Here is a 15,732-nt window from a genome sequence, read left to right on the forward strand (position 1 = left end):
GTTGCTCCCGTGGCTCCTGCTCCGGTTGCTCCTGTTGCACCCGTTGCTCCGATGGCGCCGGTCGCTCCAGTTGCTCCTGTCGCACCTGTTGCTCCCGTGGCTCCTGCTCCGGTTACTCCTGTTGCACCCGTTGCTCCAGTTGCTCCTGTCGCTCCCGTTTCGCCTGTCGCACCCGTGGCTCCCGTAGCTCCTGTGGCTCCTACTCCTGGGCCAGTTGGACCAGTAATACCCTGTGCACCTGTCGCACCCGTGGCTCCTGTCGCACCCGTGGCTCCCGAACCTGTGGCGCCAGTCGCTCCAGTTGCTCCTGTCGCACCTGTTACACCAGTCGAGCCCGTCGCACCTGTGGCTCCCGCCCCGGTTGCTCCTGTTGCGCCCGTTGCCCCGGTTGTTCCCGTTGCACCTGTTGTCCCAGCTTCACCCGTTGCACCTGTTGCTCCTGTGGCTCCGGTAGCACCTGTTGCTCCTGTTGCGGAAACAACTGGCGCTGCCAGAACCGTTTCCAGCTTTGTTTGAAGCAGCATTTCTTTTTTCGTCACATCACGAAGTGTGTCACGCACACTTTGATTGACTAATAATACATCGCTCAAAGTCGCCGGAGGAGATGTAACTCCTGGCAGCGTACCAAGCGCAAACTGTATTTTTTCACCTTCTGCATTAAGGATATGACTTAACCCAAGCTCTTCTAAAGCAATAGAGGACAGTAATAAATTGATTGCGTCATCCCTAGTTACCGTAATAATGGGTGTAATATTAGGTATGTTAGCTTGCGACAACAATATCCCTCCCTATCCTATAATGTAAACTCTGGATACCATATACATATATGTGATTACAGGATAAGGGGTTCTCGTCACATCTATAACCAAATACCTATTTCAACGATGATTCCATCCTTAATATCTTGGGTGAACATAACTTCCATATTTATAAGTCAATCTCTTGAAGCCTTTATTGCGCATCCATGCATCAATTCGTTTTTCAAATAGTTCTCCACCATATACCGGATATCGCTGCGACGCAGGATGTATCTCATGATAAGACGCAAACTTGAAATCTTGTGCATTTACTAGATAACATTGATCTGAGAATCCATATCCGAAATAGAAGAACTCGTCTTCGCTCTCTGCTTCGAACCTCGCTTCATCATATCTACCATTCCATACCGGATTAGCTACCTTGATACTCCGATCGGACTCCATGCGGTTGATAGCCTCATCAATCCAAGAGAAGGAGGATTCTAGTATGGAGTCCCCGGAGAAATGGAGCAAATAAGGCGTATGGCATCGGTATATACTTACCAGCTCCGAAATAGAATAATAGTAGCCTCCCGCAAAAGATTCCTTCTCAATCTGGAAATACTGCAGTACCTCGTCGGCCCAATGTTCAACAACTGCATATTCGGTGATTACTCCTGAATCCACTAATTTCTGTGCATAGAAGGAAACTTCTTCGACATCATTTACATTATTAATATAGAGAATCACTTCAGAGAAGGAGTACTCATTCAGTGCCACTGCCCTTTGCAATCGATCCGTCGTGAGCAGGGCCTTCCAATCCTTTTCGTAACATTTCGTTTCGAAGGTAACTTGATGCTTCATATCCATCCATAGCCTCCATGCATTTCGAAAATATTCAAGTATAGAAAGAAGGTATCCTTATGACTGAATGGAAATTCCATCGTAAAAGCTTCGAGTATGATCATGTTGCACCACATGTGCTAACCTATTCCGCTTGGACAGGTCATCGTGAATTCGCATATGATCTGGTATCATTTGTAAAGCCGCAATTAATCGTTGAGCTTGGCACGCATTGGGGAGCTTCCTTCTTCAGCTTCTGCGAAGCTGTAAGGGACAATGACTTGTCTGCGAAGTGCTATGCAGTGGACACATGGGTAGGTGACTCCCATTCTGGTGCCTATAATGAGGACGTGTATCAAGAAGTGGGACAGATTGCAGCATCCTTATATCCGAATGTTGCCACGTTATTACAATCCACATTCGATGATGCGCTTCAGCACTTCGAGGATGGCTCCATTCATCTTCTTCATATTGACGGATTCCATGAGTATGAGGCTGTACACCATGACTACCATACTTGGCTGCCTAAGCTAGCTGATAACGGAATCGTATTGTTCCATGATATCTCCGTCCGACTTTATGGATTTGGCGTGTGGCAGCTATGGGACGAATTAATCGCTCAGCACCCTTCTTTTCAATTTGAGCATTCCAGCGGATTGGGCGTGTTGTTCCCTAAAGGAGATGCCGCTTACTCAGAAATACATCCTCTCATTTCGCATCAACTTCTACAAATGTATGCACACCCTAATCAATAGACTGACAGCCAAGTTTTCTACTGTTTGTGGTACCAGTCCCAAGGCTTAGGCATCCAATCATACGTGTAAAGTACTTGCGGAATCCGATGTTGAAGCTGAATGTCACCAGCGCATCTGCCGCCCCATTCATCATCTTCCCCGTAGCTAATATCTTGGAACTGATGTACAAGTGCAATTCGTCTCGCATAACACATGAGATGATTCGGTTTTCGATAATAATACTGCGCGTCTTGCCCATGCTGATATTCAACACCGTATTTGCACAGTTTATCGGAAATGCCGTTCAGCTTCACCTGTACGTCGAACACAATACAATCGGCACGAGGTTCTTTTTCGATCGCCTCCAGCAAAGCATCCACATAATGAGGACTGATTTGATCATCGTCATCAATAAAGGCAACAAACCGTCCTTGAGCCTGTTTGAGCAATTGGTTTCGTTTATCGCCAATTGTTCTTTTTTTATTGTCAATGAGGACTAGTATTTCTACAGGTTTACCAAACGCTTGTTGATGAAGGTCAGCTAATAATGAAGATAAAAAGGTGAAACGCTCCGGAACTGACGGAATAAGCAGAGATAGCCCACAATTCTGAGATCCGCTCTTGTCCAGCATCTCAAAATAGGGGCCAAAATGCACTTCATTAGTAATGACACTTGGGTGATCAGGTGCATATAACGCAGCCTGTTGATGATGGTGGTAGGCTCGCTTGAGATCACCTAGCTTGTCATAGCATACACATAATTGCAGGTGAGGCAGCCATGTATGATTCGCAATTGCGTCCGCTTGAGCGGATGAGAACGGCATTTGTAATGCTAATCCATACCAGCTAGCTGCTTCTGACCATTTCTCTTGTATGAAATATTGATAGCCGATGCGGCAGCAACTATCAGCGCTCGGAGGCTCATATTGCAGCGTCCTCAGAATCGTTCTAATTACTTTGGCATCCATGCCCAGTTCCTTATAACCGTTCGCTAGGAGCCCGCACACGGAAACGGCTGTTTTCGCATCGATATCCCCTTTGTCCAACAATAATTCATAAATAATAACAGCCCGTTTCCACTCGCCCTTCTCCATGAACGTCGCAGCATCTTTCAGTATTGAGGAAATGTCTGATGCATGGCCATCCTCTGAATGCTTGTGAGTATCCAATGACATGCTCCTCCTTTAGAGCCATTAAGACTAGCTCGAAACATAGTTCGCATTACTCTCTATTATATGTTTCTCTTGATCATCGGTGTCTGGAATGGTCTCCTGAGTACTCCCCTTGAAATACAGGTATCCTTCGAACAAATTCGGCAAGATCTGACCCGTACGACGAAGCTCAGTCACATGTGCACGCGTAATCTCACTTGTAATCTCATATTGCTGCATAGTCTGCTCAATCCCATATCGTCTCATAACCTTTTCTATAATGGATTCCAAGGTTATCGGCCTGTCTTGAATGATCTGATAGATAACATTCGATAACTCATTTATTCGCGACAAATGCTGGTTCGCCAAATCCATTATTTTCGATTTCCGGATGCATCCGCCATGATACAGCACATACGCTTCGGAACTTAACGATAACAACTTGCGAATGGATGTCTTGGCATCTGCAATATTTGTATAGTAAAGAAGCTTCTGCTTTGATAAAGTATGATACCCGAACAATGCATCACTGCAGTATACAACATCATCCGGTGTAATCACTCCAATCATGCCTGCACAATGTCCTGGCAGTGTAACAATTTGCAGCTGAATGGCACCTGCTTGGAAAGATCCCTCCTCATATGGAATATAGTCAGTGATCAAATGATTGCGCTCATGATCTTCACTCTTAATGCTGTCGCCTCCACGAGAAGCATCTGATTCGTCGAGCATATGCTGCATGTACATCCCTGTTTGATGCGTGCTGTATATCTTGATGTTCGGATATTGATCCTTGAAATAATGGATTCCCCTACACTGCACTTCATGCCCATGCGTTGTAATAATTGCCGTTATTTTGCCTCCATACTCTTTGACAGCATGATCAACTTCTCTTGCCACGCTTGTACTCGCACCGCTATCAATGAGTACCGCACACTTGGTCTTTGGATCCATGTATACGCCAACGGCCCAGCGTCCAGATGCACAATAACTGGAGCCCGCAATTCGAATGAGATTCAATTTTGCCATCAAGCAATCTCCTTTCCACATCATTGTGATGAGGTAAGTTGCGTTTATTTTCTATAGTAAATTCTGCTTCCTATTTTTGATACAATCTTGTTTTGATTCGGCATCATGTCCCCGCCCACCTGATGATGGGTAATAATGAGCGGCGCCACTGGCAGCTTTACTTTTACTGGTTTCGTCTGAGGCCGAGGCTTACGCACATCTTTGGACATAAACGGAGGACTTGATGGACGTCTCTTTTTCACAGCACCGCCAACCTTGACGGCATCTAACGCACTCGACACCTGATTCACAGTTTGAATCGGTTGAACGACTTCCTTCGACACTTGATTCACAGTTTGAATCGGTTGAACGATTTCCTTCGGCACCTGATTCACAGTTTGAATCGGTTGAACGATTTCCTTCGACACCTGATTCTCAGTTTGAATCGGTTGAACAACTTCCTTCGTTATCTGTTCCGGCTTTGCTTGTTTATAAGCTTGGTTGAAAGATTTATAGTAGTCTTCCAGATACCGCAAGTGCTCTTGTAGCTGCTCGACAAGTAAGCGATTCGTTAGCATCCATCTACCGAGCAGAAATTGTGTGCGATGCACGGAGTCGAGCACTTCCTTGATCTGATCCTCTTCCAATTGTTCAGAATGTGTATCGATTACCGTCTGCTTATATACCTGCACCCTTCGATACGTACACAGGTGAAGCTCACGCAGCGTATCTACCATTGACAATATTTGTATAACATGCAATTCTTTACTTTTCTGATCCCATCTCATATCCAACGCGTGGATGAGATGGAACACCGATAGCAGCATTTGAGACAAAGGTTGAAAGGTCTTAATCATCATCCACCTCGATCCATCTATTAATAATCGAATTCGTTTGAATCAGAATCCAGCTCTTCGCCTATATCATTCTGCTTTGTGATCAGGGCGCTGGTCTTGACAGCAGGATCTCTTGTTTGTGCTTGGAATTCCATATGTACGACCATATTCAGCTTCTTCAGCAGCAGCCACTCCGCCATTAGCATTGAATCCAGAATTTGTACAACAGAGGAGTTGTAATCCACAATTTCCTTAGGTGTCGGATGAGTTGGGAAGTTCTTATCCTTGCCAACGAACGCCTTTGCTTTCTCTGCCTCGGTAAGGAGCAGCTGTCCAAGGGCACCTTCTTCCAGAGAGAGCGATTGCAGTAGATGCGCAACTGCCTCGTCAATTGATGGAATTTGATCATCATATTTTTGAATGCTCATGTTCTCCCTCCTCTCTCTCCGGATAATGGCGGAATGCTATTCTTCACAATCCTCAAAACAGTCATGCTGCTTCTCAAGTCGAATCACATCTTCCAGCTTAAAGTGCAACAGAATCTGATTTTTCACAACGTTTCTCAGCATGCGATCAACACTTTCATTAATTTGAAGTGCTTCGGACAAGCATACATCCCGATCTCTAAGTATGGCCTGAATTTTTTCGCCTTCCGCATTGATAATATGAGACAGTCCAATTTCCTCAAGGGCGATTGAGGTTAGCAGCAGGTTCACAACTTCTTTTCGTTTCAAAATAATTTCCGGTTTTATATCCGGAACATTTGGCATGGACATGATACATATCCTCCTTATTGAGGTGCTACTCACAGACATTTACAGTTCGATTCCTCATATTTTTATGCCATAGACAAATACATCATGCTGAGTTTCGAACTTTGTTTGTCCCTTGAACATGATCCTTTTGCAAAAAGAAAGTACATTCTCCTGTAGATCGTTCCACTCCACAGGAGAAATGTAAGCGCAACGAGATGCTTGACTGTTTAGATGACTATACCTGCAGGTAGTTTACAATCCAGGGAAGCTGCTAAGTATATTGTCTAACTTAAATTGAAGAAGCATTTCTTTCTTAATTACATCTTGCAATGTTTTTCTTACACTGTCGTCAATCGCCAGCAATTCCGCAACCGTTGCCGCTGGGGTAATGCCAGGTGCAAGTGTACCAACAACGAGTTGAATTTTCTCTGCCTCTGCATTCACGATGTGAGCAAGAGCCAGTTCTTCCAGAGCGATAGAAGCCAAAAGCAACGTTACGGTTTGGCCAAGGGTAATCGTAATAGTGGGAGTAATATTTGGAATATTAGCCTGTGACAAAACTGTTCACCTCTCTCTTTTCCTTTGCAAGCACCTCATTGCAACTTACGTTACTCATCCTATGTCTGAGGGTTTATCTCATATGCTAAATTCTGAACAACGTTTTTATTCCCTTGTACCCGAATATCAATTTCAGGCACTGCATACAGTTACTTATCTTATACGAAGCTGAAAAGGAGTGAATGGATTGCAATCTCCTACGTTATCCATCTGCTTGATTGCGCGGAATGAAGAGGATGTCATCGCTCGCTGCCTGCAGAGCATCAAGCCTATCGCAGATGAAATTATTGTTGTGGATACAGGATCAACGGATCGTACAATCGAAATATGCCAGGAGTTCGGCGCAACCGTGCTTAGACATGAGTGGCAGGATCATTTTTCATTGGCACGCAATTATGGATTAGAGCAGGCATCAGGTGAATGGATTATGTGGATGGATGCTGATGAGGAAATGGATGTGGATGATCGTCAGACAATGAAGAATCTGCTTCCTACCTTAGACAAGGATATCTACTCGATTCATTTAGTTAATTACATTGGAGCAACTGTTCAAGCGAATGAATCATTTCATATTGCGCATGCTCGCCTCTTTCGAAATCACAAGGGATTTAAGTTCCAGTTCAGTATTCACGAGACATTGAATGTTCATGAAGTGCTGCCAGATCAAGATGAATCGCAGATCGATACATTGCCAGTCAAAGTGTACCATTACGGTTATTTGAATGATGTAACTTATGCCAAGAACAAAAGCGAGCGCAATATAACGTTATTGCTCAAAGCAATCGAAGCCAAAGAGCCAAATCCATGGCTGGAGTATCACTTAGCGAGTGAATATTCGCGTATGAAGAAATATGATTTTGCTTTTAAATACGTGAATTGGTCAATTGTTAGATTCCTATCCGAAGGACTTACGCCGCCATCGCTTGTGTATAAGCTGAAATATTCGATTCTACTGGAGACAGGAAGTATAGAGGGAGCTTGGCCAGCCATTGACAAGGTATTAGTGCTTTACCCCGATTATGTAGATCTTCATTTATACAAGGGTGTCATCCTGCATCAACTGGGCAAACACGAACAGGCACTCGAAACGTTCGACCATTGTATTGCATTAGGCGACAAACAGCTGAACCATTTAACCCTTCACGGCAGCGCTACCTTCCACGCCTATTATTATAAGGGACAATGTTATGAGCAATTAAATCAGCCACAAGATGCATGGTCAGCATATCGTTCAGCCCTGAACTTCTATCCTGAATATGAGCCTGCCAATCTTGCACTTCAACAGTTGCTCGTCTCTCATCCTGATTTGCACGAACAACCATCACCAATTTCTTAATTTATATAAAAAAAGCCTGAACCCTCCGTCAGTGTATCACTGGCAGTGAAGGTTCAGGCTTTTGACATTCAAGCTTTCAGATGAAGCTAGCAACTCGAATCTCACTCTTGATATGCTGCGATGTATCGCCTTGTTTCGCATCATAATCCGTTAAACTGATCTCATTCAGATTCGGCACCTGGACATTGCGGCGAATCAATCTCAATCGTTCTGCCCCAGTCTCATGCAGGCCATCCCGCTTAGCCTCTCCCACCATCCACACCGCATTCACTTCAGGATTTAGGGAGCGTTTGAGTGCCCGAAGCTGCCTGCGTTCAGGTGCAGGAAGATATTCTGACGCATCGATCAGAAAAATATAATCCTGTGTGGCCTGTTCTGATCCTTGTTGTATGATGTATGCTTCGCCTGCATCCATATCTTCCGTTGCATCGATCCACCGAATCGGAACAGACGTCTCCAGTTCAACGTCTTCCCGCTGTTCTCCGGTACAATTACATATGATAATTTCATTTGCCACTTCATGAATCGAAGCGATGCAAGCTTGCAACGGCTCTGTTCGTGCTCTCCAGCGAATGCAGAAGGTAATGGTTGACTCTGCTTTGTACAACAGGTCGAATATATCAGCCCCCCACTTCCGACGTGCTTGCTCCCGATTCGTATGCAGCAGCATCATCAAGCTTGACTGCTCGAGCTGATTCGTAGTCACATGGCCCACATGATGGATGAAGGAATCATTCGCAATGAGCATACGATAACCCGCATTCGCTGTTCGCAAACATAGATCATCGTCCTCATAATTTCCTAATCCGTAGCGTTCATCGAAGCCCCCTACCTCTTCGACAACACTTCGCTTCATCAGCATGCAAAATCCAACAAGTCGGCGAACTTCTGTCACCGTTCCAGCAAATTTATGTTCATGTTCCCTCGCAAAATTGTTCAAGTCCCATAAATCGGTATACGTTACTGGAATTTGTTGATGAGCACTCGAATAATTCGTAAACGGTCCGACCATGCCTACATCTTCACTGGAGTGAAGCACGCGCAGCATATTGGTTAACCAATTTGGCGTGACGATGGTGTCATTATTCAAATAAAGAATATGATCCCCTGTCGCAAGAGCTGCTCCTTGATTGCATCCTTTTGAGAATCCTGCATTCACCGCATTTTCAATCAAGATTACATCCGACTGCAGTCTCAGATAGGGAAGCGTTAAGTCCGTCGAACCATTGTCAACGACAATTAACTCGTAAGGCTCTGGCGTATACTTACGAATGCTTTCTAGACATCGAATCGTATGAGCAAATTGATTCAACGTGAGTATCACAATACTGACCTTCAACACAATCCCCTCACTTCGCAATCACATACTTGGGAAATATGACTGTAATTAATGAAATGCCTCTACAATTTAATTCTCAACTGTTCGTATCGTTCCTCGCCAAGCTTCTCGCGGAAATATTTCTGATTATGAAGCATACTTGGATGAGAGGGAAGGTAGCTGAGTGCAAACTCGTTATGATAGCAAGCCCTCTCGATGTCACCAAGACGATCATGACATACACATAGCTGCAAATGCGGTACCCACGTCCATGAGGATGGCTCTACCATAGACATTTGCGCTTCATCTGCTGGAAGCAGTGTAGCTTGCTCGAACCAGTACTTCGCTTGTAGAAAATGCCCCGAGTCCACCCACATGGCCCCAATCGCACAGCATATTTCCGCTCGCGGCTTATCATAGACGAAACTGCGGAACAGCGCCATAAACTGTTCGGTACGTTGACCCAACTTGCCATAACACTCCGCCATTTTTCTGCACGCCTGAATATTATCCTCTACCCACCCTTGCTCTGTTTCGAGGAACTTCATATATCCGTGTGCTGCTTCTTCGAACCGGGAATGATCTCGCAATTCATTCGCAAAATAGTATAGATCGCGAGGCGTAAATTGCTCTCCCTCGGCAAGTCTCTTCTCGTAAATTCGCAAATTGCGATCGGTATATGCTTTATCCTTCTTATGTGTGACACACACATCACTATGAATAATATGTCCGCCTACTTCCAAATATTCGTGCACTGGCCCATACCATTTGAACCCACGATCACGCCTAACTAAGCGATTTCGCCGCAGACTAGACGTAACATTCCCCTTATCATCAACCATTAATACATAGTGCATGGTCACACTATCAACATCACGAGTGAGTGTCTTCTTCAGCTCTACTAGTAGGCGTTGATCCTTACTCTCTATCACATCGTCCGCATCGAGCCATAGAATATATTCTTGAGTAGCTTGACTGAAGGCATAATTCCGTGCAGCAGCAAAATCGTCAATCCATTCAAAATCAAATATACGGGCTTGATATTGTCCAGCAATTTCCTTCGTTCGATCTGTAGATCCCGTATCAACAATAATGATCTCATCAACAATGTTATGGACTGATGCAAGACATTGCGCTAGTGCAATCTCCTCATTACGTACAATCATACATAGACTAATCGTGATTGATGCAGACTGATCCATCGTCATTTCTGCCTCCTCAATATGTGAATCTAGCTGTACCTGATTAGACTGAGCTAGCAGCAGGTCAAGCGCTTCTCTGGCTTCTTTATGGCTGCGATCTACCTCTAGACAATTCTCATAGGCCTGTATCGCTTCTTCCCGATGATTAAGAAGTTCATGGCACTTCCCGACATAATACCAAGCGTGGAAGCTTCCAACTCCTCGCAGCGTAAGATGATAGATATTTTGTTCCCCCAGCTCAACACAGTGCTGAAATACAGGCAATGCATGTTCAACCTTTTGTTTTAAATACAAGATGATCCCCTTGTAGAAATGAAGATCAACGTAATCTGGATATAACGCGATCGCCTTATCGATCGAAGGCCATGCCCCTTCATAACTGCCCATGATCAACATAAGCTCATATTTTAATTTATATAGAAGCGACGGTGGCAGCTTCCCCTGTTCTACAAACCGCATAACGGATGTATTTACAGACTCATAAGCTTCAGCATACTTTTTCAGCCGATACTGCTCACTTGCAATATGATAATCGACCCACGGGTTGTAGTCCGGCTTGTCTTTCTCCATCTGTAATAATCGCAAGTTCCGCTCCGACTTGTTCCGCAAATGAGTTACTGCTTCTAGGTAGCCATAGTGATGAAGTTGTACGGGCAAGATTTTAACATCGAATTGCTCGCCCAGAACCTCATGTACATTTACCTGTTCATGGATCGCTCCGACGAACTGAAAACCCATATGATTGCGAAGCAGCCGATGCTGACCAATTAAGTATGTTTTCTCACTGCTAGGTGTGTCTTCCCCAATGTAGTTCAACAGCTGAATTACACCGATGTGAGCTTGCTCTTCTTGCAATATATCTCGAATCAACATGGCTTGATCTGAATCCAGCCTCTCATCCGCATCCATCCATAATATCCAGTCGCCAGTTGCTTGCTTCAGGGCATAATTGCGAGCTTCGGCAAAGTTGTCATTCCACGGCATTTCATATATGTTCGCTCCATATGATTGGCATATTGGAATCGTCTGATCGGATGATCCCGTGTCGACAATAATGATTTCATCTACAACATTCTTGACGCTGTCCAGACAAATGCCGATAAATGTCTCCTCATCCTTAACGATCATGCATAATGATAGTCGCTTCTCCAACTTCCCATCCCCTTTTCACATCGCTACAAACGATATATGCCGCAAATAGCCCAGTCGTGCATGTCGGAAATGGGTTCCTTTGACTTCAACGCTATCATGTCGTCCAAATTCTACGATATTCATAGATTTTTTTGTTACATTTCGTAAATGTAACAACATTGTCTTCAGTTTTTAATGTTCATTTAATGTTCCTTTCGTATTATTTGTATTAACGGAAATAGATCAATAGAAGGAGGTCCGTTGCCAGATGAAAACAGTTTATATTGAATTCCAACAACGAAAAATACCCGTGTTTTGCACAAATATGTCCCACAAAAATACATTCTCACTACTTATGGATGCACTTAACCGCAAGATGAATACAGGCAAGCGAGCGATCAAGACCTGTCTTGAAACCTTGATCAGTATTGAAATTATCGGCTCAGAGGCAATCTTGCATTCAAGACGTGAAATGGACACTGTAGCATTGTCCTTATATTAATCATTCGTGCATTTGAATTCCGACAGAATTGTTTTGATAGATCATTGCAAAAGGCGTAATTCCTTTTTGGAATTACGCCTTTTGCAATCTTTACACGTTATTCTTTTGTAAAATCAAACTTGACACGATACACTTTGTATCATACATTACAAGTATGTGTAACGTAACTTATGAATCTGCGATCCTACTCTAGCATATTTATGACAAAGGAGTCCTGCTATGACCTTTGGAGAGCGCTTACGCAATTTACGAACGGCCCGCAACATGTCGCAAGAGCAAGTAGCTCGACATATTGGATTAACTCGTTCGGCATATAGCCATTACGAAATTAACAATCGGCAGCCCGTCTATACAACCCTTCTTAAGCTAGCTGTCTTATTTGATGTATCCGTGGATTACCTAATCAATGATAACTCCTATCTGGAATCACACGAGACGAATCAGCTGCTGCAGCTATGGCATGGGCTTGATGCCGACTCAAGACAGCAGACACTCCAGCTCATGAGGCAATCACTCTACTCCAAGCGATAGGGTTTACGACCATCCCTATTTTACTTGAGCAGGCAATATAATGTAGAATGTCGTTCCATGTCCTTGCACACTCTCAACGCCGATTCTTCCTAAGTGCAATTCGACAATTTCTTTGGCAATTGCCAGCCCTATACCGCTGCCGCCTGTCATTGAATTTCGCGACTTATCATTTTTGTAGAAACGGTCGAATAGATAAGGCAAGTCTTCTTCTCCCACACCAATTCCGGTATCCGTAATTTGAATATGAACCGCTTGCTCCTGTTTCAGATAGTCCACTTCAATGGTAATCGAGCCGCCAATTGGCGTAAATTTGACCGCGTTATAAATAATGTTGTCAAATACCTGCATCATACGATCAATGTCCACTTCCAGCATAAGACTTACAGGCGGAGCATTGCGGTACGTCAAGTTGTAACATGCGAACATTAACCCTCTGCTTCGCAGTTCCAACTCGTAATGCTCTTCCAGATGTGAAATAAAATGTTCAAGAAGTACAGATTCTATCGATACAGGCACCCTTCTTGCTTCTAATTTGGACAACTCAAACAAATCGTCAATCAGATGATTCAAGCCATTAATTTTATTTAGCATGAGGCGGATATATTTCTTCTGCTGCTCTCTATCCTGAATTACCTCATCTTGGAGCGCCTCCAAGTAACCACGAATTAAGGTCATTGGTGTTCGCAAATCATGGGAAATATTCGTAAATAGATGCCTGCGGGAGGTCTCCATCCGCTCTAACTCATAATTTTTCATTTCTAAATTTGCGTTCATTTGAGTTAAGGCAGCTGTGCGCTCTTGGATCCGCGCTTCTAAGTTAGCATTCAACTCTCGTAACTCGATCGTTACAGATTCTACGTCGTACATCGCCTTGGAATATCTCATTGAGATCATAAGCGACTGCATGAAAACGCAAAATACAAGTCCACTTGGAGCCAAGTCTCGAATGGGAGCAAGCGAATGATAATATAAAATATCATTAAGAACCAATATATTGAAAACAGTAAAGCCGAATAATGCAATATGCGCTCCCATCCGATGATTATAGACAGCCTTCATATTCATTATGATTACATAGCAAGCCGCTGCTATCACATATAATTGATAAAGCAGAAGGTAAGAGGTGAACGTACGCACAGGCAGGAATACAATGGAGCCAATTAGCAATGCTCCTGCTACATTCATTATCGTATACGTCCTATAGCACGCGTCCTCATAAAATAAATATCTCACATATCCGCATCCTGCCATCGTCGCCACGATCATTAGCACATATTCCAGGCGAATAACGAAATACCACGATAAACCAGGAAACCAAGTAAGCAGAATGGCATCTCCCGATGTTAGGATTCGGATTGCCATTGCAATACAAAGAATCGCAAATAGAAACGTATACCAATCCTTGCGCCTCTCTATGAACAGACCAATATGATAGAGCCCCACCATTAATAAGCAGCCGAACAGCATACTATCCCTAACCAATTCCAATCTGCCCTTGCTTATAATTTTCTCCGATGAACCCAGGTATAGTGACTGCCATATTCCTCCACGATGATGCGAGAAATTCGTAACCTCGATAACGATATCTGCGGTGTTTCCAGGAGTACTCACCATAACCATGCGTTGCTTCATAGAAGGAACAGCATAGTCCTCAAACTCGGAGACTTGTCCTTCATGAATAATCGGCTTACCATTCACCCACATGCGATATGAACTATATATGCTGGGGAGCCATACACCCAACAGATTATCCTTCGCATTCTTCTTTATCGTAAGATAATACGTCGCGACTCCCGTACCCTTCTTGGAGAACCCCGGATTCGTTAACTGATTCCAAGAAGATGGCACCTTCACATCCGCCATCATTGAAGAGGAATCCGTTATTTTCTCCGTAGGAAGCAAGCTCCCCCATTTCATCTTCCACATTCCGTTCAATGGCACAATTCCATCTTTTTCAAAATTCCAGTTCCGCAAATCAAGTATTCCATTTTCCGCGCTCGGAGCACGCTTCGAATCAATAATCGCCCCTGCAACATGTAGAATAATTATAGTTACAATAATCATGGCCATCATAATATGAAAAGTTATTCGACGCATCGATGACGCCCTCCTCAACCCTTCCATTTTATAACATACTTTCTTATTTGACGATAGAAGAATCCAAGGAATTAAGGTTTCATGTCGCAATTAGGAATAGATTGCCATATCCTGACGATTTTCGCTATAATGAAAGAAGTGGCGGAGGTGATAACCTGCAGTGAACGAGAGCAAAATATTAATCGTAGATGATGAAATAGAGATTACCGAACTCATATCCTTATATTTGCGCAGGGAAGGCTACCGTGTATACGTTGCAGACAACGGATATACCGCCTTACAGATGATGAAGGAAATTGAACCAGACTTAATTATTTTGGACATCCTCCTCAAGTCGCTAGATGGTATTGAGGTATGCAAGGAAGTGCGCAAGACATCGAATGTTCCAATCCTCTTTATAAGCTGCAAGAGTGACGATGTAGACATTATATTAGGTCTTACAGTCGGTGGAGATGATTACATTACGAAGCCATTCAGCCCTAGTCAACTCGTTGCTAGGGTCAAGGCCCATTTGCGCCGCAACTCTCTGTCTGCTCAAGCACTGCAACGCTCGGCTCAACACAGACTGTCCTACGAAGAATTGGAGATGGATTTGCAGAGCCACACCGTGACCGTACAAGGCAGAGCTGTTGCACTATCTGCCAAAGAATTCGACTTACTCGCGTATTTGGCGCAATCGCCGAACAAAGTATTCAAGTTGGAACAATTGTATCAGCATATCTGGAATACCGAGAGCTTCGGTGATACACGAACACTCATGGTACATATTAGCAATCTACGCAAGAAGATTGAACCGGATCCTACACGCCCACGCTACATCGTAACCGTACGAGGCGTAGGGTACAAATTTCAAACCGAATAACCAGCTCTACACCAATACCCGCATGAATTCATCTCATGCGGGTATTGCTTTCGTAAACTTTCTGGAAGCTTGGGCTTGTTTATAGTACAATAACGCTTAGTGTTAAGGAAGTTTGAACAGAAGAAAGGAAG

15 protein-coding genes and 2 pseudogenes are annotated in these 15,732 nt (G+C 43.9%); 5 read left to right on the forward strand and 12 right to left on the reverse strand.

Annotation, left to right across the window (positions count from 1 at the left end):
- Window positions 1-776, reverse strand: a pseudogene (locus tag BP95_RS31000) (hypothetical protein); the annotation flags it as partial.
- A 120-nt stretch (window positions 777-896) separates the two neighbouring features.
- Window positions 897-1,607, reverse strand: coding sequence for a hypothetical protein (locus BP95_RS31005; protein ID WP_021254592.1), 711 nt, complete (start codon window positions 1,605-1,607; stop codon window positions 897-899).
- Window positions 1,608-1,660: 53 nt separating this feature from the next.
- Here BP95_RS31005 and BP95_RS0119735 point away from each other — a divergent pair, with 53 nt between their 5' ends.
- On the forward strand, window positions 1,661-2,335 hold the full coding sequence (locus BP95_RS0119735; protein ID WP_021254593.1) for a class I SAM-dependent methyltransferase: 675 nt from the start codon (window positions 1,661-1,663) through the stop codon (window positions 2,333-2,335).
- Between the two features lie 17 nt (window positions 2,336-2,352).
- Here the strand turns inward: BP95_RS0119735 and BP95_RS34075 are convergent, their stop codons facing one another.
- The 6 genes from BP95_RS34075 to BP95_RS0119765 form a co-directional block, all read right to left on the reverse strand.
- Window positions 2,353-3,483 (reverse strand): glycosyltransferase, encoded by a 1,131-nt coding sequence (locus BP95_RS34075; RefSeq protein ID WP_231515148.1) that lies wholly within the window; start codon window positions 3,481-3,483, stop codon window positions 2,353-2,355.
- Window positions 3,484-3,513: 30 nt separating this feature from the next.
- The gene (locus BP95_RS31015; RefSeq protein WP_021254596.1) at window positions 3,514-4,494 is read right to left on the reverse strand and encodes an MBL fold metallo-hydrolase; all 981 of its coding nucleotides are present in this window, start codon (window positions 4,492-4,494) and stop codon (window positions 3,514-3,516) included.
- A gap of 44 nt (window positions 4,495-4,538) precedes the next feature.
- Entirely contained in the window at window positions 4,539-5,333 is a 795-nt protein-coding gene (locus tag BP95_RS0119750; RefSeq protein ID WP_155987314.1) for a hypothetical protein, read from the reverse strand.
- Window positions 5,334-5,350: 17 nt separating this feature from the next.
- A complete protein-coding gene (locus BP95_RS0119755) occupies window positions 5,351-5,737 on the reverse strand; it encodes an alpha-helical endospore appendage domain-containing protein (RefSeq protein WP_021254598.1) in 387 nt (128 codons plus the stop codon).
- A gap of 36 nt (window positions 5,738-5,773) precedes the next feature.
- Entirely contained in the window at window positions 5,774-6,085 is a 312-nt protein-coding gene (locus BP95_RS0119760; RefSeq protein ID WP_021254599.1) for an alpha-helical endospore appendage domain-containing protein, read from the reverse strand.
- 231 nt (window positions 6,086-6,316) lie between these two features.
- Window positions 6,317-6,622 (reverse strand): alpha-helical endospore appendage domain-containing protein, encoded by a 306-nt coding sequence (locus BP95_RS0119765; RefSeq protein ID WP_021254600.1) that lies wholly within the window; start codon window positions 6,620-6,622, stop codon window positions 6,317-6,319.
- Between the two features lie 178 nt (window positions 6,623-6,800).
- Between BP95_RS0119765 and BP95_RS0119770 the strand changes: the two genes are divergently transcribed.
- Complete coding sequence (locus tag BP95_RS0119770) at window positions 6,801-7,958, forward strand: glycosyltransferase family 2 protein (RefSeq protein ID WP_414813095.1); 1,158 nt, start codon at window positions 6,801-6,803, stop codon at window positions 7,956-7,958.
- Window positions 7,959-8,034: 76 nt separating this feature from the next.
- Here BP95_RS0119770 and BP95_RS32085 read toward each other — a convergent pair whose 3' ends face one another.
- The 3 genes and pseudogenes from BP95_RS32085 to BP95_RS34320 form a co-directional block, all read right to left on the reverse strand.
- Window positions 8,035-9,297, reverse strand: a complete 1,263-nt coding sequence (locus BP95_RS32085; RefSeq protein ID WP_051614147.1) for a glycosyltransferase family 2 protein — start codon at window positions 9,295-9,297, stop codon at window positions 8,035-8,037.
- Window positions 9,298-9,359: 62 nt separating this feature from the next.
- Complete coding sequence (locus BP95_RS0119780; protein ID WP_028533070.1) at window positions 9,360-10,478, reverse strand: glycosyltransferase family 2 protein; 1,119 nt, start codon at window positions 10,476-10,478, stop codon at window positions 9,360-9,362.
- 99 nt (window positions 10,479-10,577) lie between these two features.
- A pseudogene (locus tag BP95_RS34320) lies at window positions 10,578-11,606 on the reverse strand (glycosyltransferase); the annotation flags it as partial.
- A gap of 271 nt (window positions 11,607-11,877) precedes the next feature.
- Between BP95_RS34320 and BP95_RS0119785 the strand changes: the two are divergent.
- Entirely contained in the window at window positions 11,878-12,111 is a 234-nt protein-coding gene (locus tag BP95_RS0119785) for a hypothetical protein (protein ID WP_021254604.1), read from the forward strand.
- A gap of 219 nt (window positions 12,112-12,330) precedes the next feature.
- Window positions 12,331-12,642 (forward strand): helix-turn-helix domain-containing protein, encoded by a 312-nt coding sequence (locus BP95_RS0119790; RefSeq protein WP_021254605.1) that lies wholly within the window; start codon window positions 12,331-12,333, stop codon window positions 12,640-12,642.
- Window positions 12,643-12,657: 15 nt separating this feature from the next.
- On the opposite strand, the gene BP95_RS0119795 is transcribed toward BP95_RS0119790, so the two are convergent.
- Window positions 12,658-14,739 carry a sensor histidine kinase gene (locus tag BP95_RS0119795; protein WP_028533071.1) on the reverse strand — a complete coding sequence of 694 codons (2,082 nt, stop codon included), beginning with the start codon at window positions 14,737-14,739 and terminating at the stop codon, window positions 12,658-12,660.
- A 160-nt stretch (window positions 14,740-14,899) separates the two neighbouring features.
- Between BP95_RS0119795 and BP95_RS0119800 the strand changes: the two genes are divergently transcribed.
- Entirely contained in the window at window positions 14,900-15,601 is a 702-nt protein-coding gene (locus tag BP95_RS0119800) for a response regulator transcription factor (protein ID WP_021254607.1), read from the forward strand.
- Window positions 15,602-15,732: the final 131 nt, after the last annotated feature.

The organism is Paenibacillus sp. UNC217MF, from assembly GCF_000686865.1.
Classification (GTDB): Bacteria; Bacillota; Bacilli; order Paenibacillales; family Paenibacillaceae; genus Paenibacillus_B; species Paenibacillus_B suaedae.